This is a genomic window from Paraburkholderia sp. EG287B, assembly GCF_040965595.1.
In the GTDB taxonomy this organism is placed as follows: domain Bacteria; phylum Pseudomonadota; class Gammaproteobacteria; order Burkholderiales; family Burkholderiaceae; genus Paraburkholderia.
Genome location: NZ_JBFRCG010000005.1, coordinates 115352 through 139791, shown reverse-complemented (window position 1 = coordinate 139791; position 24440 = coordinate 115352). Strand labels below are relative to the sequence as shown.

Sequence of the window (24440 nt, the reverse complement as noted above, 5' to 3'; positions counted from 1 at the left end):
TGCCGCAGCGCCATCCGCCTGTTCGCCTACCCGGCTCTCAGCGTGGGGTCGACCGCCGACCGCCAGCTCAGCGCCTGGGCGCGCTGTGCGTTGAGGAAGTTCACCCACTCACCCCGCGCCTCGCCATTGGCGCTCTTGCCGAGCGTGGTGTATTGCTGCGCGAGCTGAGCCTGGAAGCCGCAAAACTGGTCCTGGGGCAGCCTGCCGCGCCGATTCGCGACCCACGCGTCGAAGATGGCCGCGTAGACGCCCGGCGCATACGCGCCGAAATCGACTGTCTGGCCGCCGCACATCTGCTGCAAGGCGGCGAGCGACGGCGCGCGCCCCCCGCCTTCCGTGCCCGGCGGCGCGCCCACGCACCCCGCGAGCAGCACGGCCGCACCGATCATTGCAATTGCACGCATTATTGCCTCGTTATCGTTTTCGCCTGGTTGGAACGACTGCATCCCGACTCGGTCATTGTCGCACCGCGCCGCGCGAGCGACACCCTGGCCGTTCCGTTGCGCCGAAGCGAGCGCAAACCGCTTTCGGGCTATGCTGGGTTCGATGCCACGCGCCTCGTTGCGCGCCGGTCGACGGCCGATCGACGCGCGTACCGCCGCGCCCCTCCAGGGAGACTGCACGATGCCTCACTCGCACGCCGAGTCGTACATCCTCGCGCTGGACCAGGGCACGACGAGTTCGCGCGCCCTGCTGCTCGAGCGCAGCGGCGCGATCGTCGCGCTCGCGCAGAAGGAGTTCGCGCAACTCTACCCGCGGCCCGGCTGGGTCGAGCATGACCCGCGCGACATCTGGTCGAGCCAGGCTGGCGTCGCGGCGGAAGCGCTCACGCGCGCGGGTGTCGGGGCCGCCGCGATTGCGGGCATCGGCATCACGAACCAGCGCGAAACGACCATCGTATGGGACCGTGCGACGGGGCAGCCCGTGTACAACGCGATCGTCTGGCAGGACCGCCGCACGGCCGGCTATTGCGACGAGCTGAAAGCGCGCGGGCTCGAGCCGATGGTGCGCGCGAAAACCGGCCTGCCGATCGACGCGTACTTTTCGGCCACGAAAATCCGCTGGATTCTCGATCATGTCGAGGGCGCGCGCGAAAAAGCGCGCGCGGGCCGGCTCGCCTTCGGCACCGTAGACACCTGGCTGCTGTGGCACTTGACACGCGGCGCGCTGCACGCCACCGACGTCACCAATGCCGCGCGCACGATGCTCTTCGACATCCACGCGCTGCGCTGGGACGACGACCTGCTCGCGCTCTTCGAGATTCCGCGCAGCATGCTGCCGGAGGTGCGTTCGTCGTCGGAGGTCTATGCGCGCACGGCGGCGTCGCTCTTCGCGGCCGAAATCCCGCTCGCCGGCGTGGCCGGCGACCAGCATGCGGCGCTCTTCGGGCAGATGTGCATGCGCCCCGGCATGGTGAAGAACACCTACGGCACCGGCTGTTTTCTCGTGATGAATACCGGCGCGCAACCCGTCGAGTCGAGCCACCACCTCGTCACGACCATCGCGTGGCAAGCGCTCGGGCAGACGCAATACGCGCTGGAGGGCAGCATCTTTATCGCGGGCGCGGTGGTGCAATGGCTGCGCGACGGACTCGGCATCATTCGCAGCGCAGCGGAAATCGAACCGCTCGCGGCCAGCGTGCCGCACAGCGACGGCGTGTACCTCGTGCCCGCGTTCGCCGGCCTCGGCGCGCCGCACTGGAACGCGCACGCGCGCGGCACGCTGTTCGGGCTCACGCGCGGCACGACTGCGGCGCATATCGCACGCGCGGCGCTCGACTCGATCGCCTATCAGTCGTTCGACGTGCTCGCCGCCATGGAGGCCGATTCCGGTATGCGCATAAACGAGCTGCGCGTGGATGGCGGCGCCAGCGCGAACGATCTGCTCATGCAGTTCCAGGCCGATCTGCTGGGCGTGAACGTGTTGCGGCCGCGCTCGAGCGAAAGCACCGCGCTGGGCGCGGGATATCTGGCCGGGCTCGCGGTGGGGTTCTGGCGCGATATCGACGAACTCCAGCAGCATTGGAGCCTCGAGCGCCGCTTCACGCCTTCGTTGCCGAGCGACGCGGCCGCACGTTGCGTGGCCGGCTGGCAGCGCGCGATCAGCGCGGCAAAAGCGTGGGCCGACGCCGGCTCGGCAAACGCCGCGGACGACGGCTGAGCCTTGCAGGCCGCGAGTGCACTGCGTGCAAAAAGCAAAAGCACGTATGATTGGGGGTTTCCACCTTCCCGCCTGCCTGGCTCAGGCGCACGCACCGGCCGCTGACCTCTGGCCGCGCGCTGCGCCCGGGCTCTCGTTTCACGCATGATCGACCATCTCATCTGCGACTGTGACGGCGTGCTCGTCGACAGTGAAGTCATCGCCGACCGCGTTCTGTTCGACACGCTCAGCAGCACCTTTCCCGGCATCGATTTTCACGCCGCCGTGAATGCAGCGTTCGGCCAGCAGACCTCGCGCTTTCTCGCCGACGTCGCCGCGCGCTTCGACCTCACGATGCCCGAGGACTTTCTCGAGACCATCGAACATCGTTGCGAAGCCGCGATTGCCGAGTCGGTGAGCCCGATCAACGGCGTGCGCGACGCCTTGCGCCGGGTCACGCTGCCTGCCGCCGTCGTTTCGAACAGCCGGCTCACGCGCGTGCACGCTTCGGTGCGGCGCGCCGGGCTCGACACGATCTTCGGCGAGCGCATCTTCAGCGCCGAGCAGGTCGCGCGGCCCAAGCCTTATCCGGACGTGTACCTGCACGCGGCGAAGCAGCTCGGCGTGGAGCCGGCGCGGTGCATCGTCGTCGAAGACAGCATTTCGGGTTTGAACGCCGCGCGCGCCGCAGGCATGAAGACGATTGCCTTCGTGGGCGCGAGCCACATTCCTTCGGGCTACGCCGACGTGCTGCGCGAGATGGGCATCACACGCATCATGGCGCACATGGAAGAACTGCCGGCGCTCGTCGAGGCCGGCGTGCGCGGAGAATTCGGCGACGTGCAGTCGTAAGGCTGCGCGCGCCACCGGCGCACAGATCGCACAAATCGCGCATGCCGCAATGAAAACGGGACGCGGCGCCCGTCGGCGTCACGTCCCTCACCTCACCTTGCGACTTTCAGCGTGACTCAGGCCGGCTCGGCACAGCGCTCGCGCGCCACGGCGAGCGACTCGCGAAACGCCACCAGCTCGGCAATCGAGAGCACCGGCAGATTGTGCAGCTTCGCGAAGTCGTCGACCTGCTTGCCGCGCGCCATCGTGCCATCCGGGTTCATCAGCTCGCACAGCACGCCGGCGGGCGCGAGGCCCGCGAGCACCGCCAGATCGACGGTGCCTTCGGTGTGGCCGCGGCGCGCCAGCACGCCGCCCTTCTGCGCGCGCAGCGGGAACACGTGGCCGGGGCGCACGATATCGGCAGGCTTTGCGTCCGCGGCGATCGCGGCGCGGATCGTCGTCACGCGGTCGGCGGCCGACACGCCCGTGCTCACGCCGTCGCGCGCTTCGATCGAGACCGTGAACGCAGTGCGGTTGCGGCTCTCGTTGTGGGCCACCATCGGCGGCAGTTCGAGCGCGCGCACTTTTTCGTCAGACAGACACAGGCACACGATGCCGCTGCATTCGCGGATAAAGAGCGCCATCGTTTCGGGCGTGAGGCGCTCGGCGGCGACGATCAGGTCGGCCTCGTCCTCGCGGTCGTGATCGTCCTGCAGCACGACCGGGCGGCCTTCGCGCATGGCTTGCAACGCGGCGGCAATGCGCGGCGGCACCGGCTCGGAATCGATGAACGGGAGATCGGCGGCGGCGTCGAGCGGCGCGCCCTGGGATGCAGCGAGAGGGGTACTGGCAGTAAGGGACATGTGAAACGCTCCTCGCGAGAGTTAGGCGAAAAACGTTTCAGGGCATTGCAAACAGACAGGAATCCCCGGCACGCGCGATTCGCACGGATGCCGCGCGCCCCGAAAATGGGGACGCACACGCATCGGCCGAAACGCCGCGGCGGATGGGCAAACATGACCATCTGCACATCTTCTTTCATCCGGACTATGACCGTCGGCTCTGGCTTCGCACCAGATCTGCTGACCCTGCGCACGACACAATGAGGCTCGCGCAGGCGCTCGCGGGCTCGTCGACCTTGCCTTGCGGCGCGGCCGGCATACCGCCGGTGGGGAATTTCACCCCGCCCTGAAGACGCACTGATTACCGGCTTATTACCTGACTTAACCGGCGGGCAAAGGATACAACAGGCTGCGCAACTGTGCAGCGCAAAAAAGTACGACTAGAGAATTTTCTCGACGATGCGACACGGCTCATGCCGGCTGCGCCGCCACGGCTGCGACCGCCTCGACCGCATCCACCGCCTCAACCGTCCTGATGGCTTCGACTGCCGACGCCGCTTCGCCGCCAGCCGTCGCGGCCGGCACGTCCCAGCGCGGCGGCGTCTCGGCGTTGAGCGTCACGCGAAACACGCGCGCCTCGGTGTCGCCCGGGTTGCGCAGGCTGTGCGGCTGGTCGGCGTCGAATACGATCGCATCGCCGGTGGCGAGCAGCTGGCGCCGATCGTGCACGCTCACTTCGAGCGTGCCCTCGCTCACCACGAGGTTCACCGTCGTGCCGGGCGGGCGGCGCACGCCGGACTCGGTATGCAGCGGCGCGATGCGCAGTTCGTGGAATTCGGCGGCGGCGGGCTCCGCTTCCGGATAGAGCGCGCGCGCCGAATAACGGCCGTCGGCGGAAACGAGGCGCGACGCCCGCTCGGCGGGCAAATGCTCGAAGCCGTTCACGGCATGCCGCCGCAGGAATGCCGACACCGAGACCTTGAGGGCCGCCGCCACCTTGCACAGCACCTTGATCGACGGCACGCTGCGCGCCGACTCGACCTGGGCGAGCATCGCGCGCGAGACGCCGGAGGCGCGTGCGAGCGCATCGAGCGAAAGCTGGCGTTCGGCGCGCAGCCGGGCGAGGTTCACGCCCACGAGATGCTCCAGCGTCTCGTAAGATCCTTCGGTGTGCGCACTATCGGGTTGTGCATCGCGTACGAGCGCGAGGGGTGAATGCATGGCTGCCTCCAGGCAGCGCCGCGTCATTGCGGCGCAAGAGCATGAATGGAGGCAAGACTAGCATCGCGATTTGCCACGCCCAACGAAGTTATCTTCACACTGTTATCAGCATTGCAGAGCGCGATTCGTGGATTGCTTTCGCGCCCTGCGCATAAGGCGCGCTGCCTTCTGCGCGGCCTTGCGCGTTGCCCTCGTCGGGCGCTCACGTATTCTGCCGCGCCGCCACGTGCGCGTCGCGCAGCGGTACGGCGCGCGTGTCGAGCCGCGCCGCCGCCCAGGTGAGCACGAGCGCCGCCACCGAGACGGCCGCGGCCACCCACGGCAGCGAGTCGAGCGCCACGCCGTGCGCGATGGCGAGGCCACCCATCCACGCGCCCATTGCGTTACCCACGTTGAACGCGCCGATGTTCAGCGTCGAAGCGAGATTCGGCGCCGCCGCGGCTTTCGCGACCACGCGCATCTGCAACGGCGGCACGGTCGCGAACGCGGCGATGCCCCATACGAACACGGTGATCGCGGCGGGCCACATGGCGTGGCTCGTCTTCGTGAAGATGGCCATGACCACGGCGAGCACGACGAGAATGCCCATCAGCGAAGGCATCAGCGCGCGGTCCGCGAGCTTGCCGCCCAGGGTGTTGCCGAGCGTCAGGCCCACGCCGAACAGCACGAGCATCAGCGTCACGCCGCGCGGCGAGAAGCCGCCCACCTGCTCGAGAATCGGCGCGATGTAGGTGAACACGACGAACACGCCGCCGAACCCCAGCACCGTCATGCCGAGCGCGAGCCACACCTGCGGGTCGCGCAGCACGCGCACTTCGTGGCCGAGCCCGGCCGGGCCGCTATCGTGCTGGTTGGGCACCAGCGCCGTCACGCCGACGAGCGAAATCACGCCAAGGCCGCTCACGATCCAGAACGCCACGCGCCAGCCGAACTGCTGGCCAATGGCGGTGCCGAACGGCACGCCCAGCACGGTGGCGAGCGTGAGCCCCGTGAACATCAGCGCGATGGCGCTCGCGCGCTTTTCCTGCGGCACGAGCGAGGCGGCCACCACGGCGCCGATGCCGAAGAACGAGCCGTGCGCGAACGACGCGACGACACGCGCAACCATCAGCAGCGAATAGTTCGACGCGACCGCGCACATCACGTTGCCGACGATGAACACGCCCATCAGCAGTTGCAGCGCGAGCTTGCGCGGCATGCGGCTCGTCAGCGCGGCCAGCAGCGGCGCGCCGGCCGCCACGCCGAGCGCATAGCCGGTCACGAGCAGGCCCGCGGCGGGGATCGTCACGTGCAGATCGCGCGCCACATCGGGCAACAGGCCCATGATGAGGAACTCGGTGGTGCCGATGGCAAAGGCGCTGATGGCCAGCGCGAGCAAGGGGATAGGCATCGAAATCTCCGAAAATCAGCCTGGATTCAAATGGGCTTCAGTGGCAGCCAGCGGCCATCAAGCCGCCGCGCCGGCCGCCAGCGACGTCACGAACTCGACGACGACACCGGGCGCGAGCGCAACGAACAGCTGCACTTCCGCGCTCGCGGGCACCTCCGCCAGCTGGTACGGCACGCGGTGCGCGGCAAACCGCTCGACGAGCGCGCGCCACTCGATGCCCGGCGCCACGCGAAACGCCACGTGGTCGATGCGCGGCGCGACGAGCGCAGACGCACCGCCTGGCAACCGCGCGGGCCCGGTCGCCTCGACCAGATGGATGACCGGGCGGCCGTGCGCGTAGAGCCAGTGGCCGTCCACGCGAAACGGCGGACGCGGGCCGTCTTCGAGGCCGACGACGTCGCGAAAGAAGCGGCATGTGCCTTCGAGGTCGGGCGTGACGAGCGTGACGTGATCGAGTTGCATGGCGTGCAGGCCTGGGCGGCTGTCCTGAAAACACGCGCATTGTCGCGGCTACGCTCGAATTTGATAATTGGCGTAGCATTTGAATCATTTTCAATCCATTTCTAATAATCGCGATGGACAACCTCGGCGACGTGCGCCTGTTCGTAGAGGCGGCACGCCTCGGCAGCCTTTCCGCGGCGGGCCGCAAGCTCGGCCTCACGCCCGCGGCGGCCAGCGCCCGGCTCGCGCGGCTCGAAGCGGAGCTTCGTGCACGGCTGTTCGACCGCACCACCCGCCAGCTGCGCCTCACCGACGAAGGCCGCCTCTACCTCACCTGCAGCGAGCACGCGCTGCGCTCGCTCGACGACGCCAAGGCGGCCTTGCAGGAGGGCCAGAACGCGGTGCGCGGCAAGGTGCGCATTTCGGCGACCTCGGATTTCGGCCGCAATCTGCTGATGACCTGGCTCGACGAATTCCGCGCGCTCTACCCCGACGTGCGTTTCGCGCTGATGCTGACCGACTCGCTCTCGAATCTCGTGCTCGAAGACATCGATCTCGCGATCCGCTTCGGCACGCCGCAGGACAGTTCGCTCGTGGCGCGCTGGCTCGCGCCGAACCGCCGCGTGCTGTGCGCCTCGCCCGCGTACCTCGCACGCTGCGGCGAGCCGCGGGAGCCGAACGATCTGGCCCGTTTCGACTGCATCGTGATCGGTTCGGCGGCGGGGCCGGTGAACGAGTGGCGCTTCACGCGCGGCAGCGGATCGCAAACCGAAACGCAGACCTATACGGTGCCGCTCGATGGCGCGCTCGAGTCGACGGATGGCGAAGTCGCGCGCCAGTGGGCGCTGTGCGGCTATGGCCTCGCGGTGAAGTCGATCTGGGATGTCGCGGAGGATCTGCGCGCCGGGCGGCTCAAGACCGTGATGCCCGAGTGGCGCTACCCCGACGCGCCGCTGCACGCGCTCTACCACCGCAATCGCTTTCTCGCGCCGCGCGTGCGGGCGCTGCTCGATTTCCTCACCGAGCGTTTCGCGCAGACTTCGGGCGAACTGGAGGCGCTCGTCCCCTGCACGGATCCGGCCGAAGCGACGCAAAGCCGCAGACGCAAACGGATATAATGTTAGATTGCGCAGAAAGCGATCCGCAGGCGCGTCCGCATTGGCCAATATCGGCAAATGCGGCACCGGCAAACAGAACAAAAGAGCAACCCGGAACGTCCCAAGTTGCCAGACGCGCATGGCCAGAAACAGGATGCCAACGCCGGCCTCATAGCCGGCTTCCCCGCATCTCGATTCAGCCCTCATAAAACACCGTAGTCCTGACGTGCAGACCGTGCATCACGCGCGTGCATCAAGCGGACGACGCCCCCAGGTCAACCACTGCGAACGGCGAAACCCGATGACCAAGAAAGTTTATGTAAAGACCTTTGGCTGCCAGATGAACGAGTACGACTCCGACAAGATGGTCGACGTACTCGGCGCTGCCGAAGGTCTCGTGAAGACCGACACCCCCGAAGACGCGGACGTCATCCTCTTCAACACCTGTTCGGTGCGCGAAAAGGCGCAGGAGAAGGTCTTCTCCGACCTCGGCCGCGTGCGCGAGCTCAAGGAAGCGAACCCGAACCTGCTGATCGGCGTGGGCGGCTGTGTGGCCAGCCAGGAAGGCGCGGCGATCGTCGCGCGCGCGCCGTACGTGGACCTCGTGTTCGGCCCGCAAACGCTGCACCGCCTGCCGCAGATGATCGACGCGCGCCGCGCCTCGGGCCGCGCGCAGGTGGACATCAGCTTCCCCGAAATCGAGAAGTTCGACCATCTGCCGCCCGCGCGCGTGGAGGGCCCGAGCGCGTTCGTCTCGATCATGGAAGGCTGCTCGAAATACTGCAGCTACTGCGTCGTGCCCTACACGCGCGGCGAGGAAGTCTCGCGTCCGCTCGACGACGTGCTCACCGAAATCGCGGGCCTCGCCGACCAGGGCGTGCGTGAAGTCACGCTGCTTGGCCAGAACGTCAACGCCTATCGTGGCGCGCTCACGAATGGCGCGCACGACGTCGCCGACTTCGCCACGTTGATCGAATACGTCGCCGAAATCCCCGGCATCGAGCGCATCCGCTACACGACTTCGCACCCGAAGGAATTCACGCAGCGCCTGATCGACACCTACGCGAAGGTGCCCAAGCTCGTGAGCCATCTGCATCTGCCGGTGCAGCACGGCTCGGACCGCGTGCTCATGGCGATGAAGCGCGGCTACACCGTGCTCGAGTACAAGTCGATCATCCGCAAGCTGCGCGCGATCCGCCCGGACCTGTCGCTCTCCACGGACTTCATCGTCGGCTTCCCCGGCGAGACCGAAGAGGACTTCCAGAAGATGATGGCGCTCGTCGAGGAGATGAGCTACGACACGAGCTTCTCGTTCATCTACAGCCCGCGCCCGGGCACGCCCGCCGCGAATCTCGAAGACGACACGCCGCGCGAAGTGAAGCTCAAGCGCCTGCAGCACCTGCAGGCCACGATCGAAGAGAACGTGGCGCGCATCAGCCAGTCGATGGTCGGCCGGGTCGAGCGCATTCTCGTGGAAGGCCCTTCGCGCAAGGACCCGAGCGAACTCTCGGGCCGCACGCAGAACAACCGGGTGGTGAACTTCCCGGCGCCGCTCGCTTCGCACACGCGCCTGATCGGCCAGATGATCGACGTGAAGATCAACCACGCGTACCCGCACTCGCTGCGCGGCGAACTCGTGCTCGCGCACGAAGACGCTTCGACGCTCGCGCATTAATCGGCTCGGCGCACCCAGCCAGGAATTCAGGAGTTCAGAGACACCTTGAAGCCCAATCAGCAGCATCTGGAATTCACCGCGCCGCGCGACGACAACGCGCGGCTCGCCAACCTCTGCGGCCCGCTCGACGAAAACCTGCGCCAGATCGAGCAAGCGCTCGACGTGACGCTCGCGCGGCGCGGCCATCGCATCACCATTCGCGGGCGTGGCGCCAGGCTGGCGCTCGCGGCACTCGAGAACTTCTACAACCAGGCGCGCGATCCGCTCTCCGTCGACGACATTCAGCTCGCGCTCGTCGAAGCCCGGCACCCTGCGAACTTCGGCGGCAACTCGGCGAACGATCCGCGCGGCAATGGCCACGGCGGCGTGCGCGGCAATGTGAACGGCGGCAATAGCGGTGGCAACGACGCCTCCGAGATCGACCCGCGCTTTCGCGGCGACCCCGATCATCCGTTCGACGAGCCCGCGAGCGAAAGCGTCGATATCGAGGAACTGGGTCCGAAGCTGTACACTCGCCGCGCCGACCTGCGCGGCCGCACGCCTGCGCAGCGCGAATATCTGAAGCAGATCATCTCGCACGACGTGACGTTCGGCATCGGCCCCGCGGGCACCGGCAAGACCTATCTCGCCGTGGCCTGCGCCGTGGACGCGCTCGAGCGCGACCAGGTCAAGCGCATCGTGCTCACGCGTCCGGCCGTGGAAGCGGGCGAGCGTCTGGGCTTCCTGCCCGGCGATCTGTCGCAGAAGGTCGATCCGTATCTGCGTCCGCTGTACGACGCGCTTTACGATCTGCTCGGCTTCGACAAGACCGCGAAGATGTTCGAGCGCCAGATGATCGAAATCGCGCCGCTCGCCTACATGCGCGGGCGCACGCTCAATCACGCGTTCATCATTCTCGACGAGGCGCAGAACACCACGCCCGAGCAGATGAAGATGTTCCTCACGCGTATCGGCTTCGGCTCGAAGGCGGTCGTGACCGGCGACACCACGCAGATCGACTTGCCGCGCGGCCACAAGAGCGGCCTGATCGAAGCGCAGCATGTGCTGAAGGACGTGCGCGGCATCGCCGTCACGCACTTCACGAGCGCGGACGTCGTGCGCCATCCGCTCGTCGCGCGTATCGTCGAGGCTTATGACGCGCATTCGAAAAAGGACGAAGGCGTTGGCGACGCGCGCTAACGCCGCCGCCTGCGTCGTCTCACAGCTTTAGCCCCATGCCCCGCGCACCGAAACTCAAACTGACCGTGCAGTTCCCCGCCGCGAAGGCGTTCCCCGAGCACAAGGCCACGCTGCCGCGCGCCACCGTGGCGGCGTGGCTCAAGGCCGCGCTGTTCGCCGACGCGGAGCTGGCCGTGCGCTTCGTCGACGCCGAAGAAGGCCGCACGCTCAACCGCACGTATCGCGGCAAGGACTACGCGACCAACGTGCTCACCTTCGCCTATGCAGAGAGCGAGGACGATCCGGTCACGGGCGATCTGATCCTGTGCTGCCCCGTGGTGGAAAAGGAAGCCGCCGAGCAGGGCAAGCCGCTCGCCGCGCACTACGCGCATCTGCTCGTTCACGGCGCGCTGCACGCGCAGGGTTACGATCACGAAGACGAGACCGAAGCCGAAGAGATGGAAGGCATCGAGACCGAGGTGCTCAACTCGCTAGGCTTTGCTGATCCGTACAAGTAAGCCCCCGCCATGAACGACAAACGCACGCCCGATTTCGTCGAACCCTCAGCACTGCCCGAGGCGGGCGATGCGAGCGTGCCTTGTCCCGGCTACCCGCCGGCGCTCGGCGAGTCGCGGCTCCTGAGCGAAGACGAGTTGCGCGCCTCGCTCGACTGCACGCTGAAAGCGCGAGGCTGGGACAGCGCGAGCGACATCTGGCTGTTCGGCTATGGCTCGCTGATCTGGAACCCTGGGCTGCCCACCGTCGAGAACGTGCGTTCGCGCGTGCACGGCTACCATCGCGGGCTGTATCTGTGGTCGCGCGTGAACCGCGGCACGCCTGAGCAGCCCGGCCTCGTGCTCGCGCTCGACCGCGGCGGCTCGTGCGCGGGCGTCGCGTTCCGGCTTGCGGCCGAAGGCGTGATGCCGCACCTCGAAGCGCTCTGGCGCCGCGAGATGCCGATGGGCTCGTACCGCCCCGCCTGGCTGCCCTGTGTGCTCGCAGACGGCCGCCGCGTCGACGCGCTCGCCTTCGTCATGCGCCGTGATGTGGCGTCTTACACCGGCAAGCTTTCCGAAGCCACCGTGCGCACCGTGTTCGGCTGCGCGTCGGGCCGCTACGGCTCGACGCTCGACTACGTGCGCCGCACCGTGGATGCACTGCGCGAGAGCGGCATGCGCGACCGCGCGCTGGAGCGGCTGCTCGCGCGCTGCGCTTGAGGCCGCCGCGTTTCTGCGGTTGCGCTTCTTAGGTTGCACTTCCGAGGTTGACCGGACGGCGGCTGCCGTCACGCCGCGCCGCTTTTTCGTCCACCGGGCGGCCACGCCGCATCTGCGTTAGGATTGATCTGCCGGTGTGTGTCCTTTGTGTGGCAATACACGGTAGCGCCACAGGCATGTTGTATCCTTAACCTTCCGCAACAGCGCGCCCTGCCCCCAGCGGGCAAAGGGCGCACCACCATGAACGACTCTTATCCCAGTCGACGCCAGACCGACAAACCGCAGGAAAAGCGCTCGCTACTCGAGCGGCTGACCGACTTCATCTCGCCCGAGCCCGACTCTCGCAGCGAGCTTCTCGAAATCCTCCAGGACGCGCACGCGCGCAACCTGATCGACGCCGATTCGCTTTCGATGATCGAAGGCGTGTTCCAGGTGTCCGAGCTATGCGCGCGCGACATCATGATCCCGCGCGCCCAGATGGACGCGATCAACATCGCCGAAAGTCCTGACGAATTCATTCCGTTCGTGCTCGAGAAAGCGCACTCGCGCTACCCCGTGTACGACGGCAACCGCGACAACGTGATCGGCGTGCTACTCGCGAAAGACCTGCTGCGCTACTACGCCGAAGAGGAATTCGACGTGCGCGGCATGCTGCGCCCGGCCGTGTTCATCCCCGAGTCCAAGCGCCTGAACGTGCTGCTGCACGACTTTCGTCAGAACCGCAATCACATCGCCATCGTCGTGGACGAATACGGCGGCGTGGCCGGTCTCATCACGATCGAAGACGTGCTGGAACAGATCGTCGGCGACATCGAGGACGAGTACGACTTCGACGAGGAAAGCGGCAACATCATCGCCTCGCCCGACGGGCGGTTCCGCGTGCGCGCGCTCACCGAAATCGAGCAGTTCAACGAGGCGTTCGGCACCCATTACCCGGATGAAGAAGTCGATACGATCGGCGGCTTCGTCACGAATCACTTCGGGCACGTGCCGCATCGCGGAGAGAAGGTGCGCATCGACGACCTGATCTTCGAGGTGCTGCGCGCCGACGCGCGCCAGGTTCACATGCTGCTGGTGCGGCGCGACCCGATGGCAGGACAGCGCGAAGCCGCGCTGCAGCCGCCGGGCACCTGACCCAACGCGAGCGCGCCGGCTCTCGCGCAAACGACGCCAGCCTTCGGGCTGGCGTTTTTGCTTCGAGCGCGCCGACGCTTCGATCCGTCCCCGGGAGACCATCCCGGTACCGTCGCACGAAAGTGCTATCGTTGCGCTCGTCGCGCAATCCGCGCTCGCGCTTTTCAGCGCGCTTTCCATCGCCTTCCACCGCACCGCATGGCCGAACCGATCGATACCCGCACGCACACCGAGACGCGCGCGAGCGAAACCACCAACGGCGCCGCGCGCCGCGCGCTGCCCTTCTGGCACTATCTCGCCGCCGCCGGGCTGGGTGCGCTCAACACGCTGTCGTTCGCGCCCACGCCGCACGGCGGCTGGCTCGCCATTGCGATCTTTGCGCTGTTCTACGTCTGGCTCACGCGCACCACCGGCTGGAAGAGCGCGCTCTTCACTGGCTGGGCGTTCGGCTTCGGCAACTTCGTGAGCGGCGTGTGGTGGCTCTACGTGAGCATGCACTTCTACGGCGGCATGCCCGCGGTGCTCGCGGGCGCCGCGCTCGTGCTGTTCTCGCTTTACCTCGGGCTGTATCCGGCGCTCGCCGCACTCGTCTGGTCGTTTTGCGCGGGACACGCGAAGAACGGGCGTAGCGGCGAATTGCCGTTCTCGCCCACGTGGCACGGCGCGTTCGCGTTCGCAAGCGCGTGGGCGCTCGGCGAATGGGCGCGCGGCTATGTGTTCACCGGCTTTCCCTGGCTTGCTAGCGGCTACGCGCAAGTGGACGGTCCGCTCGCCGGTTTTGCGCCCATCGTGGGCGTGTATGGCGTGGGCTGGGTGCTCGCGCTCGTCGCGGCGCTCATCGCGCAGGCGGTTTTGCGTGCGGGCGACGTGAAAGGCCAAGGCGGCATGGCGCCCCGGCGCGGCGCAGTGGCGACGCCGGCGCTGCTTGCTCTCGCCGTGATCGCCGCCGGCCTGCTGCTCTCGCTCGTCTCGTGGACGCAACCCTCCGGCACGCCGCTGAACGTGCGGCTGCTGCAAGGCAACGTCAAGCAGGACATGAAGTTCTCCGAGCAGGGCACGATCGACGCGCTCAACGAGTTCCAGAAGCTGATTACCGAAAAGCCCGCCGATCTCATCGTCACGCCCGAAACCGCGGTGCCGGTGCTCGTGCAGGAAATTCCCCAGAAGTTCGGCCGCGATGTCCGCGCCTTCGCCGACGGCACCAACACCGCTATCCTGTTCGGCGCCGTGGGCGGCACGATCACGTCCGACGGCCGCGTGATCGACTACACCAACAGCCTCTTCGGCATCACGCCGGGCCAGAACGGCCTCTATCGCTACGACAAGCATCACCTCGTGCCCTTCGGCGAATTCGTGCCCTGGGGCTTCCGCTGGTTCGTCAATCTCATGAACATCCCGCTCGGCGACTTCGCGCGCGGGGCGCCCGTGCAGCCGCCCTTCCGCGTGCACGGCGAGCTCGTGGCGGTGAACATCTGCTACGAGGACATCTTCGGCGAGGAGATCGCCCGCACCGTGCGCGAGAGCCCGACCTCGCCGGGCATCCTGATCAACTCGACGAACCTCGCGTGGTTCGGCGACACCATCGCGCTCGACCAGCACCTGCAGATCGCGCGCATGCGCTCGCTCGAAACCGGCCGCCCGATGCTGCGCGCGACCAATACGGGCGCCACCGCCGCCATCGACGCGAAAGGCCGCGTGATCGCACGTTTGCCGACGTTCACGGTGGGCTCGCTCGACGTGAAGGTGGAAGGCACGAGCGGCTTCACGCCCTACGTGACGAGCGGCAACAACACGGTGATCGCCGTTTCGTTGCTGCTGCTGGCGCTCGGCTTTGCGTTCGGACCGGCGTTCAAGGGCGCGAAAGAGCGCAAGCCGGCGAACGAAAAATAAGCCGCGCACAAAGCGCACGCAACCTCGCGCTGACGACGCAACCACACCGCTGCCGGCCGCCCGAACCCCGTCCAGGTCTCAAGGCGCCGGCAATCCGGTAAAATTCAACGTTTTAGCACCTGGCCGCCTCCCGGCCCGGGCCACGCAAGGGGAAGGGGCAAGGCGGAGCATCGCCGCCCGGCCGGCGCGCTCGCCTGGCTCCGGCCGCCGCATTCCGCCCCCGAAAGCCCGAAAGACACTGCAGGCACACATGCTCACGTTTCAGCAAATCATCCTGACGCTCCAGTCTTACTGGGACAAGCAGGGCTGCGCACTGCTCCAGCCGATCGACATGGAAGTCGGCGCCGGCACCTCGCACGTCCACACCTTCCTGCGCGCAATCGGCCCCGAGCCGTGGCGCGCGGCCTACGTGCAGCCTTCGCGCCGCCCGAAGGACGGCCGCTACGGCGAGAACCCGAACCGTCTGCAGCACTACTACCAATACCAGGTGGTCCTCAAGCCCGCGCCGGAGAACATTCTCGACCTGTACCTCGGCTCGCTCGAGGCGCTCGGCTTCGACCTGAAGCAGAACGACGTGCGCTTCGTCGAAGACGACTGGGAGAACCCCACGCTCGGCGCCTGGGGCCTCGGCTGGGAAGTGTGGCTCAACGGCATGGAAGTCACGCAGTTCACCTACTTCCAGCAGGTGGGCGGCATCGACTGCAAGCCGGTGCTCGGCGAAATCACCTACGGTCTCGAGCGTCTCGCGATGTATCTGCAAAAGGTCGAGAACGTCTACGACCTCGTCTGGACCGAGTGGGAAGAACAAGGCCCGAACGGCGCGGAAATGCGCCGCCTAACCTACGGCGACGTCTACCACCAGAACGAAGTCGAGCAATCGACCTACAACTTCGAGCACGCGAACGTCGACCTGCTGTTCACGTTCTTCAACGCGTACGAAGCCGAAGCGAAGCGCATGATCGACCTGCAACTCGCGCTGCCCGCCTACGAACTCGTGCTCAAGGCCGGCCACACGTTCAACCTGCTCGACGCGCGCGGCGCGATCTCCGTGACGGAGCGCGCAGCGTACATCGGCCGCATTCGCGCGCTGTCGCGCAGCGTGGCGCAGTCGTACTACGAGTCGCGCGAAAAGCTTGGCTTCCCGATGCTCGGCAACCCCGTGCACGGCGTGCCGGGCCTCACTACCGACGAACAGGACGCCGCGATGCCCGCCTGGGCGCCGCCGCTGAAGGTCGAACGCAAGTTCGACGAGGCATGACCGGATCTCAAGAACAATGACGCAAGCTCATCACGCCACTCTCCTCGTCGAACTGCTGACCGAGGAACTGCCGCCGAAGGCCCTCGCGCGCCTGGGCGACGCGTTCGCCGAAGGCATCGCGCAGCGCCTCGCCGCGCGCGACCTGATCGAAGGCGATCTCTCGTTCGAACGTTACGCCACGCCGCGCCGCCTCGCCGTCACGATAAGGAACGTGCGCAGCGTCGCGCCCGAAAAGCAGGTGCGCGAAAAAGTGCTGCCCGTTTCGGTCGCGCTCGACGCCAACGGCCAGCCCACCGCGCCGCTCGCGAAGAAGCTCGCGGCGCTCGGCTTCCCCGATTTCCCCGTGAGCGACCTCGAGCGCGCGAGCGACGGCAAGAACGAAGCGTTCTTTCTGCGCTACTCGGCGCCGGGCGCCACGCTCGCCGACGGCCTGCAGGCCGTGCTCGACGAAGCGCTCGGCAAGCTGCCGATCCCGAAGGTCATGACCTACCAGCGCCCGGACGGCAGCAACGTCCAGTTCGTGCGCCCGGTGCATCGCCTCACGGTGCTGCACGGCGACCAGATTGTGCCGGTCACGGCATTCGGCGTCGACGCCGGCGACACCACGCGCGGCCACCGCTTCCTCTCCGAAGGCCTGATCGCGATCCAGCACGCCGACGAGTACGCGCACACGCTCCAGCACAAGGGCTTCGTGATCGCGAGCTACGCCGACCGCCGCGAATCGATTCGCGCGCAACTGATCGAACAGGCCGGCAGCGACAAGGTCGTGATGCCCGAGTCGCTGCTCGACGAAGTGAATTCGCTCGTCGAATGGCCGGTCGTGTACGCGTGCAAGTTCGAGGACGAGTTCCTGCAAGTGCCGCAGGAATGCCTGATCCTCACGATGCAGACGAACCAGAAGTACTTCGCGCTCACCGACGACCAGGGCCGACTGCGCTCGCGCTTCCTGATCGTCTCGAACATCGCGACGCCAACGCCCGACGAGATCGTCGAGGGCAACGAGCGCGTGGTGCGCCCGCGTCTGGCCGACGCGAAGTTCTTCTTCGAGCAGGACAAGAAGAAGCCGCTGGCCGACCGTGTGCCGCTGCTCGCGAACGTGGTGTATCACAACAAGCTCGGCTCGCAGCTGCGGCGCGTGGAGCGCCTCGAAGCGCTCGCCGGCCGGATCGCCCTGATGTGCAGCGCCGATATCGCGCTCGCGGAACGCGGCGCGCGCCTCGCGAAGGCCGACCTGTTGACCGACATGGTGGGCGAGTTCCCCGAGCTGCAAGGCACGATGGGCACCTACTACGCGCGCCACGACGGCGAGCCCGAAGAAGTGGCGATTGCGTGCTCCGAGCACTACCAGCCGCGCTTCTCCGGCGACGCCCTGCCCCGCACCACGACGGGCACGATCGTCGCGCTCGCGGACAAGCTGGAAACGCTCGTCGGCATCTGGGGCATCGGCCTCGCGCCCACGGGCGAGAAGGACCCGTTCGCGCTGCGCCGTCACGCGCTGGGCGTGCTGCGCATTCTCGTCGAGAAGCAGTTGCCGCTCGACCTCGTCGAGCTGCTGCGCGCCACCTCCGCGCAATTTGCCGGCATCGAGGCCGTGGCGGAATCGACCCAGGCCATCTACGAGTTCTGCATGGACCGCCTGCGCGGCATGCTGCGCGAACGCGGCTTCGCGGCCACCGAAGTGGACGCGGTGCTCGCGCTGAACCCCACGCGCTTCGACGACATCGTCTCGCGTCTCGACGCGGTGCGCGAATTCGCTGCGCTCGCGGAAGCGGCCTCGCTCGCGGCGGCCAACAAGCGCATCTCGAACATCCTCAAGAAGTCCGAGGGTGCGCAAGACGCCGGCGTGCAGATCGCGCTCTTCGTCGAATCCGCCGAGAAGGCGCTCTTCGCGCAGCTCGAACAGGTCGCGCCGCGCGTGGAAACGCAACTCGCCGCGCGCGAGTACACGGGCGCGCTCACCGCGCTCGCGGCGCTGCGCGAGACCGTCGACACGTTCTTCAACGACGTGATGGTCAACGCCGAAGACCCGGCGCTGCGGGCGAACCGCCTCGCGCTGCTCAAGGCGCTGCATCGCCAGATGAACAGCGTCGCGGACATCTCGCGGCTCGCTGCATAAGCGGAAACTAGCGGAAACATGCGGAACTGAGCGAAACGCCATGCCGACCAGCACCACCAGAAAACTCGTGATCCTCGACCGCGACGGCGTGATCAACGTCGACTCCGACGCGTTCATCAAGTCGCCGGACGAATGGGTCGCGATACCCGGCAGCCTCGAAGCGATCGCGCGCCTGAATCAGGCGGGCTATCGCGTCGCGGTCGCGTCGAACCAGTCGGGCATCGGACGCGGACTGTTCGACATGGCCGCGCTCAACGCCATGCACGCGAAGATGCACCGCCAGGCGGCAGCCGTGGGCGGACGCATCGACGCCGTGTTCTTCTGCCCGCACACGGCGCAGGACCACTGCGAGTGCCGCAAGCCGCAACCGGGCATGCTCAAGATGATCGCGGAACGCTTCGAGATCGAACCGGCCGATACCCCGGTGGTCGGCGACTCGCTGCGCGATCTGCAGGCAGGCGCGGCACTCGGCTTTCGCACGCACCTCGTGCGTTCGGGCAAGGGCGAGAAGACGCTCGCCGCCGGCGGCCTGCCCGAAGGCACGCTGATCCACGACGACCTGCGCGCTTTCGCGCTCGACTTTCTCGCGAACGTCACTGCGTAAAGGCGCAGGCGGCTTACGCGAACATTAAACCGGCTCGACCGATGCGCTTTCTCCGCTCCCTGCTGCTGTTCATCTATTTCATCGTCTACACGATGCCGTACGCCACGGCGTGCTTTATCGCGTTCCCGTTCATGAACGCGACGCGGCGCTACTGGATGGCCGTGGGCTGGTGCCGCTCCACGCTCTTCGTTGCGCGCCACCTCAATGGCATTCGCTACCGCATCGAGGGCATGGAGAACCTGCCCGACGGGCCGGCCGTGCTGCTTTCGAAGCACCAGTCCGCATGGGAGACGCTGGCGTTCCCCGCGCTCATGCCGCGGCCAATGTGCTACGTGTTCAAGCGCGAGCTGCTGTTCGTGCCGTTCTTCGGCTGGGCGCTGGGCATGCTGAAGATGGTTCACATCAACCGCAAGGAAGGCAAGAACGCATTCACCTCGGTGATACGTCAGGGCAAGCAGCGCATGGCCGAAGGCGCATGGGTGATCATGTTCCCCGAAGGCACGCGTATTCCGGTGGGCAAGCAGGGCAAGTACAAGACCGGCGGCCCGCGCTTCGCCATCGAAACGGGCGCGCCCGTGGTGCCGATCGCGCACAACGCGGGCCACGTCTGGCCCCGAAACTCGTTCATCAAATATCCGGGTATAGTCACGGTGTCGATCGGCAAGCCGATCGAGACGACCGGACTCACGCCCGACGAAGTGAACACGCGCGTGGAAACGTGGATCGAAACGGAAATGCGGCGGATCGATCCTGAGGCATATCGCGAAACGGATGGCGCAGCGGCGAAAGCGGCACGGATTTGAGGCGCAGGGCGGGCTGACCCGCGTCGCACGAAGCGTCGTGGCGCGGATGTGGGCGCTGCTCGCCGCACGGCTGAGCGCGCCGCGCGACACGGCGCCAGCAGCCCCGCGCAAACGCCCCGCGAACGGCACACGTCCACGCCGCGCACGCCCACCCGCACCAGGCCTGACGATGCAGAAGTCCCCCACGCCGCGCCCAAACGCGGCACTCGACAACCGGCAGCTCGACTTGCCGCTCTTTGCTGAACCGGCGCCTGTTGTGGCGCCTGATGCGTCCTCCCCCACTCTCACACCGCAGCCCGGAACGCCGCTGTCGCCCGAAAAGCCCGGCAAGGCACCGCTTGCGCCCGATGGCACGCGGCTGCGTACTGTCGTGCTTGGCGCGCGCACGCTGCATTACCGGCTCAAGCGCTCGTCGCGTAAATCGATCGGGTTCGTGATCGATGGTACCGGGCTCAGCATCACGGCGCCCCGGTGGGTCACGATCGCCGATATCGAAACCGCTATCGCCGAGAAGCAGCGGTGGATCTTCGCCAAGATCGCCGAATGGCAGACGCGCACGGAGCAGCGCGCCTTGCCGCGCGTGGAATGGAGCGACGGGGCTGAACTGCCTTTTCTTGGCAAGCCGATTACGGTGAAGCTGGGGGCTTCTTTACTCGCGTTCGATCACGAGACGCGCGTGCTTGCGTTGCCGCTGCCGCCGCATGCCGACGCGCAGCAGATCAAGGACCGCGTGACTGGATGGCTGCAGGGCGAAGCGACGCGGATTTTCGGTGAGCGCCTCGAGGTGTATGCCGAGAAGCTTGGCGTCTCGTTCCGGTCTTATGCGCTTTCTTCGGCAGCGACGCGGTGGGGCAGCTGTTCAAGCGAAGGCAGGATTCGCTTGAACTGGCGGCTGATTCATTTTCCGCTCTCAGTTGTGGACTACGTGGTGGCGCATGAACTCGCGCATTTGCGCGAGATGAATCACAGCCCGAGGTTCTGGCAAACGGTGGAGTCGATTTTTCCGGAATTTCGCGAGGCGAGGAAGCAGCTTAAGCAGCATCCGCCCGAGATGGTGCCGGGGATGTGATATCTCCATTGCGAGTGCGCGAATTCCAGCTGAATTTCAATTCATTCGCAGTTCGAAGCAATTCCCCGACAAAACAGGCTGGTTTACCAGCCCGTATCACATCCTTACTTCTTGCGCTGAATAAACTCGATCTTGTACCCATCCGGATCGGTCACGAACGCGATCACCGTAGTTCCGTGCTTCATCGGGCCGGCTTCGCGCACCACCGTCCCACCCTGCTCCTTGATCTTGGCGCAGGCAGCGTAGGCATCTTCCACTTCGACCGCCAGGTGGCCGAAGCCCGTCCCAAGATCGTAGGAAGCCGTATCCCAGTTGTGCGTCAGTTCGAGCACGGTGCCGTCGCGCTCGTCCGTGTACCCGACGAAGGCCAGCGTGAACTTGCCATCGGGGAAGTCTTCGCGGCGCAGCAGTTTCATGCCGAGCAGTTCGGTATAGAACTTGATCGAGCGATCGAGGTCGCCGACCCGGATCATCGTGTGCAGCAGGCGCATGGTGTACTCCGTTTTGCCGTCGTCAAAAAACGGACTGTACCAAAAACACGCCGGCCCTGCCGGCGCCGGCAAGATACGCCGATTTGCTCTAGCATGGACGCCATCCCGAAATTGCCGCGGCAATTTCGCCAGCCAGGCGTAAGCAACGCGCGCAAGCAACGAACATAAGGATCAAGGAGTAGACATGCGAATTCTGGTAGTCGGTGCGGGTGCGACGGGCGGCTATTTCGGCGGCCGGCTCGCCGCTGCGGGGCGCGACGTGACGTTTCTGGTGCGCGAGGCGCGCGCCGCGCAACTGCGCGAAGCGGGGCTCGTCATCCGCAGTCCGGCGGGCGATCTGACGCTGCGCGACGTCAAGACCGTCACGCGCGAAGCGCTCGACTCGCAAGGCGGCCAGCCGTTCGATCTCGTCCTGCTGAGCTGCAAGGCCTACGACCTCGACAATGCCATCGATTCGTTCGCCGCAGCCGTCGGGCCCAACACGTTGATCCTGCCGCTGCTCAACGGCATGCGTCACCTCGAAGTCCTGCAGGCGCGCTTCGGTACGCAGGCGGTGCTGGGAGGCGTCTGCCTGATTGCGTCCACGCTTAACGACAAGCGCGAGATCGTCCATCTGAACGACGTGCAGGCCATCACGTTCGGCGAACTCGGCGGCGGCGTCTCGGCGCGTGTGCAAGCCGTGGCGGATCAGTTCGGCAATGCCGGCTTTCACGTCAAGGCGAGCGATCACATCCTTCAGGAGATGTGGGAGAAGTGGGTGTTCCTCGCGTCGCTCGCGGGCAGCACGTGTCTTTTCCGTGCGCCCATTGGCGTGATTCTCGCCACGCCCGACGGCGCCGCGATCATCGAGCGCCTGTTCGCCGAATGCCGCGCGATCGCAGCCGGACACGGCCACGCCGTGCGCGACAGCTTCCTCGAGCGTTCGCGGGCGATGCTGTTCGCCAAGGGTTCGTCGCTCACCGCCTCGATGCTGCGCGACGTGCAGAACGGTTCGCGCATCGAGGCCGATCACGTGCTCGGCGACCTGATCCAGCGTGGCGGCGCGGCACCGCACGCGTCGAGCGAGCTTTCGGTGCTGCGCGTCGTCTACAGCCAGCTCAAGGCCTACGAGGCGCAGCGCGCCGAGGCGGCCTGAGCGACGACGCTTAGTGCACCGGCAAGGCGGCGGCGCACCACGCGCATATCACGCGCCGCCAGCCCCTTCCAGCGCCTGCGCGAGACTCACATACTCCTCGACGGGCACTTCCTCGGCACGGCGCGCCAGGTCGAAGCCAAGCGCGTCGAAATCGAGGCGCTCGCGGTAATCGCTGAGCGTGTTGCGCAGCATCTTGCGGCGCTGCGAGAAGGCGGCCGTCACGAGTTCGCCGAGCATGGCGTCGTTCACCTTCGGCAGTTCGTGCGGCGCGTAGGGAATCATGCGCACGATCGCCGAATCCACCTTGGGCGGCGGCTGGAACGATTCGGGCGGCACGTCGATCAGCTTGTCGATCACGTAGCGGTACTGGAGCATCACCGTGAGACGGCCGAACGCCTTGCTGCCGGGCTCCGCCACCATGCGCTCGACCACTTCGTTCTGCAGCATGAAGTGCTGGTCGATCACGCGCTCGGCGAACGTGGTGAGGTGAAACAGCAGCGGGCTCGAAATGTTGTACGGCAGGTTGCCGACAATGCGCAGCGAGGGCTTCTCGCCCGGCGCCGCGAGCGAGCCGAAGTCGAACGCGAGCGCGTCGCCCGCGTGGAGTTCGAGCAGCGGGCCGAACTTCTTCGTGAGGCGCGCGATCAGGTCGCGGTCCAGTTCGACCGCGTGCAGCGGCGACTCGGGCGTGGCGAGCCGTTCGATGAGCGGCTCGGTGAGCGCGCCGAGACCCGGCCCGATTTCGACCATGCGCTCGCCGCGCTGCGGGCGGATCACGTCGACGATCGAATCGATCACGCCCGTGTCGACGAGGAAGTTCTGGCCGAAGCGCTTGCGCGCGAAGTGGCCCTGGTGCTGTCTGCTGCTATTGGACATCTTCTCTGGAATCAATCAGATAGCGCGCCGGTGGCGCGCCATCGAAACGGCGGTGTCGAGGGCGGCGATCAGGCTCCCCGCGTCCGCGCGGCCAGTGCCGGCGAGGTCGAGCGCGGTGCCATGATCGACCGAGGTGCGCACGATCGGCAAGCCGAGCGTGACGTTGATGCCCTCGCCGAACGTCGCGTATTTCAGGACCGGCAGGCCCTGGTCGTGGAACATCGCCAGCACGCAGTCGGCGTCCTTGAGGTAGCGCGGCTGGAACAGCGTGTCGGCGGGGTACGGACCGCGCGCGTCGATGCCTTGCGTGGCGGCGGCGGCCAGCGCCGGCGAGATCGTGTCGATTTCCTCGCGCCCCAGGTAGCCATTCTCGCCCGCATGCGGGTTGAGGCCGGTCACGAGGATGCGCGGCAGCGGCACGCCGAAATGATGGCGCAGGTCATGGTCGATGATGCTCAGGGTTTCGACGAGCCCCTCGACGGTGAGCGCCGCCGACACGTCCTTGAGCGGCAAATGCGTCGTCGCGAGCGCCACGCGCAGCGGGCGCGCGCCGGTGCCCGCCAGCATCATGACCACGCGCGGCGTGTGCGTGCGTTCGGCGAGGTATTCGGTGTGGCCGGTGAAGGGTACGCCGGCGTCGTTGATGGTGCTCTTTTGCAGCGGCGCGGTGACGATGGCGTCGAACTCGCCGGCCAGTGCGCCGTCGATGGCGCGGTCGAGCAGCGCCAGCACATAGCGGCCGTTGGCGGCGTCGAGTTTGCCGGCCTTGGCGGGCGTGGCGAGCGCCACATGCTCGACCTGCACGGGCTGGTTTGCCAGCACGGCGGCCCAGTCGACTTTCGCGGCCTGCGCGCGCGCTTCGAGCAGCGCGCTGTCGCCTAGCACGACGAACTGCGCGTCGGGCCAATGTGCCGAGGCACCCGCCAGTGCGGCGGCGGTCAGCTCGGGGCCGACGCCGGCCGGCTCACCCGTGGTGATGGCAATGCGGATCGGCCCCGCCCTCCGCGGAGCCGGCGACGACGATGCGGAGGCGTTCATGGCTCGATCCCT

At 66.8% G+C, this 24440-nt stretch carries 22 protein-coding genes, 1 pseudogene and 1 riboswitch; of the genes and pseudogenes, 15 read left to right on the top strand and 8 right to left on the bottom strand.

Going from position 1 to position 24440, the window contains the following annotated elements; all coding sequences use genetic code 11:
• Window positions 1-26: 26 nt before the first annotated feature.
• A complete protein-coding gene (locus AB4Y40_RS10200) occupies window positions 27-404 on the bottom strand; it encodes a hypothetical protein (RefSeq protein WP_368687570.1) in 378 nt (125 codons plus the stop codon).
• 220 nt (window positions 405-624) lie between these two features.
• Here AB4Y40_RS10200 and glpK point away from each other — a divergent pair, with 220 nt between their 5' ends.
• Both glpK and AB4Y40_RS10190 read left to right on the top strand, forming a co-directional pair.
• On the top strand, window positions 625-2160 hold the full coding sequence (glpK, locus tag AB4Y40_RS10195; protein WP_368687569.1) for a glycerol kinase GlpK: 1536 nt from the start codon (window positions 625-627) through the stop codon (window positions 2158-2160).
• 144 nt (window positions 2161-2304) lie between these two features.
• Window positions 2305-2991 (top strand): HAD family phosphatase, encoded by a 687-nt coding sequence (locus AB4Y40_RS10190; RefSeq protein WP_069262876.1) that lies wholly within the window; start codon window positions 2305-2307, stop codon window positions 2989-2991.
• Window positions 2992-3107: 116 nt separating this feature from the next.
• On the opposite strand, the gene ribB is transcribed toward AB4Y40_RS10190, so the two are convergent.
• The 4 genes and pseudogenes from ribB to AB4Y40_RS10170 form a co-directional block, all read right to left on the bottom strand.
• On the bottom strand, window positions 3108-3836 hold the full coding sequence (ribB, locus tag AB4Y40_RS10185; RefSeq protein ID WP_368687568.1) for a 3,4-dihydroxy-2-butanone-4-phosphate synthase: 729 nt from the start codon (window positions 3834-3836) through the stop codon (window positions 3108-3110).
• A gap of 163 nt (window positions 3837-3999) precedes the next feature.
• A riboswitch (FMN riboswitch) is annotated at window positions 4000-4173 on the bottom strand.
• A 218-nt stretch (window positions 4174-4391) separates the two neighbouring features.
• Window positions 4392-5036 (bottom strand): annotated as a pseudogene (locus AB4Y40_RS10180) (helix-turn-helix domain-containing protein); the annotation flags it as partial.
• 202 nt (window positions 5037-5238) lie between these two features.
• Window positions 5239-6426 (bottom strand): MFS transporter, encoded by a 1188-nt coding sequence (locus AB4Y40_RS10175; protein ID WP_368687567.1) that lies wholly within the window; start codon window positions 6424-6426, stop codon window positions 5239-5241.
• A gap of 57 nt (window positions 6427-6483) precedes the next feature.
• The gene (locus AB4Y40_RS10170; protein WP_368687566.1) at window positions 6484-6888 is read right to left on the bottom strand and encodes an extradiol dioxygenase; all 405 of its coding nucleotides are present in this window, start codon (window positions 6886-6888) and stop codon (window positions 6484-6486) included.
• A 113-nt stretch (window positions 6889-7001) separates the two neighbouring features.
• On the opposite strand from AB4Y40_RS10170, the gene AB4Y40_RS10165 reads away from it, so the two are divergent.
• From AB4Y40_RS10165 to AB4Y40_RS10110, 12 genes are all read left to right on the top strand, one after another.
• Window positions 7002-7985 (top strand): LysR family transcriptional regulator, encoded by a 984-nt coding sequence (locus tag AB4Y40_RS10165; protein WP_368687565.1) that lies wholly within the window; start codon window positions 7002-7004, stop codon window positions 7983-7985.
• Window positions 7986-8265: 280 nt separating this feature from the next.
• Window positions 8266-9639 (top strand): tRNA (N6-isopentenyl adenosine(37)-C2)-methylthiotransferase MiaB, encoded by a 1374-nt coding sequence (gene miaB / locus AB4Y40_RS10160; protein WP_368687564.1) that lies wholly within the window; start codon window positions 8266-8268, stop codon window positions 9637-9639.
• 45 nt (window positions 9640-9684) lie between these two features.
• Window positions 9685-10818, top strand: coding sequence for a PhoH family protein (locus tag AB4Y40_RS10155; RefSeq protein ID WP_368687563.1), 1134 nt, complete (start codon window positions 9685-9687; stop codon window positions 10816-10818).
• Between the two features lie 35 nt (window positions 10819-10853).
• Window positions 10854-11315 carry an rRNA maturation RNase YbeY gene (gene ybeY / locus AB4Y40_RS10150; RefSeq protein ID WP_368687562.1) on the top strand — a complete coding sequence of 154 codons (462 nt, stop codon included), beginning with the start codon at window positions 10854-10856 and terminating at the stop codon, window positions 11313-11315.
• Window positions 11316-11324: 9 nt separating this feature from the next.
• On the top strand, window positions 11325-12014 hold the full coding sequence (locus tag AB4Y40_RS10145) for a gamma-glutamylcyclotransferase (protein ID WP_368687561.1): 690 nt from the start codon (window positions 11325-11327) through the stop codon (window positions 12012-12014).
• 240 nt (window positions 12015-12254) lie between these two features.
• Window positions 12255-13148, top strand: a complete 894-nt coding sequence (locus tag AB4Y40_RS10140) for an HlyC/CorC family transporter (RefSeq protein ID WP_368687560.1) — start codon at window positions 12255-12257, stop codon at window positions 13146-13148.
• Between the two features lie 198 nt (window positions 13149-13346).
• Entirely contained in the window at window positions 13347-15038 is a 1692-nt protein-coding gene (gene lnt / locus AB4Y40_RS10135; protein WP_368687559.1) for an apolipoprotein N-acyltransferase, read from the top strand.
• A 250-nt stretch (window positions 15039-15288) separates the two neighbouring features.
• Complete coding sequence (gene glyQ, locus AB4Y40_RS10130) at window positions 15289-16296, top strand: glycine--tRNA ligase subunit alpha (protein WP_368687558.1); 1008 nt, start codon at window positions 15289-15291, stop codon at window positions 16294-16296.
• 16 nt (window positions 16297-16312) lie between these two features.
• Window positions 16313-18412, top strand: a complete 2100-nt coding sequence (gene glyS, locus AB4Y40_RS10125) for a glycine--tRNA ligase subunit beta (protein WP_368687557.1) — start codon at window positions 16313-16315, stop codon at window positions 18410-18412.
• A gap of 40 nt (window positions 18413-18452) precedes the next feature.
• Window positions 18453-19016, top strand: coding sequence for a D-glycero-beta-D-manno-heptose 1,7-bisphosphate 7-phosphatase (gene gmhB / locus AB4Y40_RS10120; protein WP_368687556.1), 564 nt, complete (start codon window positions 18453-18455; stop codon window positions 19014-19016).
• Window positions 19017-19057: 41 nt separating this feature from the next.
• On the top strand, window positions 19058-19819 hold the full coding sequence (locus AB4Y40_RS10115) for a 1-acyl-sn-glycerol-3-phosphate acyltransferase (RefSeq protein ID WP_133182884.1): 762 nt from the start codon (window positions 19058-19060) through the stop codon (window positions 19817-19819).
• 169 nt (window positions 19820-19988) lie between these two features.
• Window positions 19989-20888, top strand: a complete 900-nt coding sequence (locus AB4Y40_RS10110; protein ID WP_342921257.1) for a SprT family zinc-dependent metalloprotease — start codon at window positions 19989-19991, stop codon at window positions 20886-20888.
• Between the two features lie 104 nt (window positions 20889-20992).
• Here the strand turns inward: AB4Y40_RS10110 and gloA are convergent, their stop codons facing one another.
• Entirely contained in the window at window positions 20993-21379 is a 387-nt protein-coding gene (gloA, locus tag AB4Y40_RS10105) for a lactoylglutathione lyase (protein ID WP_368687555.1), read from the bottom strand.
• Window positions 21380-21563: 184 nt separating this feature from the next.
• On the opposite strand from gloA, the gene panE reads away from it, so the two are divergent.
• On the top strand, window positions 21564-22514 hold the full coding sequence (panE, locus tag AB4Y40_RS10100; protein ID WP_368687554.1) for a 2-dehydropantoate 2-reductase: 951 nt from the start codon (window positions 21564-21566) through the stop codon (window positions 22512-22514).
• Window positions 22515-22562: 48 nt separating this feature from the next.
• Here the strand turns inward: panE and rsmA are convergent, their stop codons facing one another.
• Window positions 22563-23390 (bottom strand): 16S rRNA (adenine(1518)-N(6)/adenine(1519)-N(6))-dimethyltransferase RsmA, encoded by an 828-nt coding sequence (rsmA, locus tag AB4Y40_RS10095; protein ID WP_368687553.1) that lies wholly within the window; start codon window positions 23388-23390, stop codon window positions 22563-22565.
• A gap of 15 nt (window positions 23391-23405) precedes the next feature.
• On the bottom strand, window positions 23406-24428 hold the full coding sequence (gene pdxA, locus AB4Y40_RS10090; protein WP_368687552.1) for a 4-hydroxythreonine-4-phosphate dehydrogenase PdxA: 1023 nt from the start codon (window positions 24426-24428) through the stop codon (window positions 23406-23408).
• Window positions 24429-24440: the final 12 nt, after the last annotated feature.

Bases quoted from the DNA above. Each gene is read 5' to 3' on its own strand.
- AB4Y40_RS10200 (WP_368687570.1), bottom strand. From the start codon at position 404: ATGCGTGCAATTGCAATGATCGGTGCGGCCGTGCTGCTCGCGGGGTGC.
- glpK (WP_368687569.1), top strand. From the start codon at position 625: ATGCCTCACTCGCACGCCGAGTCGTACATCCTCGCGCTGGACCAGGGC.
- AB4Y40_RS10190 (WP_069262876.1), top strand. From the start codon at position 2,305: ATGATCGACCATCTCATCTGCGACTGTGACGGCGTGCTCGTCGACAGT.
- ribB (WP_368687568.1), bottom strand. From the start codon at position 3,836: ATGTCCCTTACTGCCAGTACCCCTCTCGCTGCATCCCAGGGCGCGCCG.
- AB4Y40_RS10175 (WP_368687567.1), bottom strand. From the start codon at position 6,426: ATGCCTATCCCCTTGCTCGCGCTGGCCATCAGCGCCTTTGCCATCGGC.
- AB4Y40_RS10170 (WP_368687566.1), bottom strand. From the start codon at position 6,888: ATGCAACTCGATCACGTCACGCTCGTCACGCCCGACCTCGAAGGCACA.
- AB4Y40_RS10165 (WP_368687565.1), top strand. From the start codon at position 7,002: ATGGACAACCTCGGCGACGTGCGCCTGTTCGTAGAGGCGGCACGCCTC.
- miaB (WP_368687564.1), top strand. From the start codon at position 8,266: ATGACCAAGAAAGTTTATGTAAAGACCTTTGGCTGCCAGATGAACGAG.
- ybeY (WP_368687562.1), top strand. From the start codon at position 10,854: ATGCCCCGCGCACCGAAACTCAAACTGACCGTGCAGTTCCCCGCCGCG.
- AB4Y40_RS10145 (WP_368687561.1), top strand. From the start codon at position 11,325: ATGAACGACAAACGCACGCCCGATTTCGTCGAACCCTCAGCACTGCCC.
- AB4Y40_RS10140 (WP_368687560.1), top strand. From the start codon at position 12,255: ATGAACGACTCTTATCCCAGTCGACGCCAGACCGACAAACCGCAGGAA.
- lnt (WP_368687559.1), top strand. From the start codon at position 13,347: ATGGCCGAACCGATCGATACCCGCACGCACACCGAGACGCGCGCGAGC.
- glyQ (WP_368687558.1), top strand. From the start codon at position 15,289: ATGCTCACGTTTCAGCAAATCATCCTGACGCTCCAGTCTTACTGGGAC.
- glyS (WP_368687557.1), top strand. From the start codon at position 16,313: ATGACGCAAGCTCATCACGCCACTCTCCTCGTCGAACTGCTGACCGAG.
- gmhB (WP_368687556.1), top strand. From the start codon at position 18,453: ATGCCGACCAGCACCACCAGAAAACTCGTGATCCTCGACCGCGACGGC.
- AB4Y40_RS10115 (WP_133182884.1), top strand. From the start codon at position 19,058: ATGCGCTTTCTCCGCTCCCTGCTGCTGTTCATCTATTTCATCGTCTAC.
- AB4Y40_RS10110 (WP_342921257.1), top strand. From the start codon at position 19,989: ATGCAGAAGTCCCCCACGCCGCGCCCAAACGCGGCACTCGACAACCGG.
- gloA (WP_368687555.1), bottom strand. From the start codon at position 21,379: ATGCGCCTGCTGCACACGATGATCCGGGTCGGCGACCTCGATCGCTCG.
- panE (WP_368687554.1), top strand. From the start codon at position 21,564: ATGCGAATTCTGGTAGTCGGTGCGGGTGCGACGGGCGGCTATTTCGGC.
- rsmA (WP_368687553.1), bottom strand. From the start codon at position 23,390: ATGTCCAATAGCAGCAGACAGCACCAGGGCCACTTCGCGCGCAAGCGC.
- pdxA (WP_368687552.1), bottom strand. From the start codon at position 24,428: ATGAACGCCTCCGCATCGTCGTCGCCGGCTCCGCGGAGGGCGGGGCCG.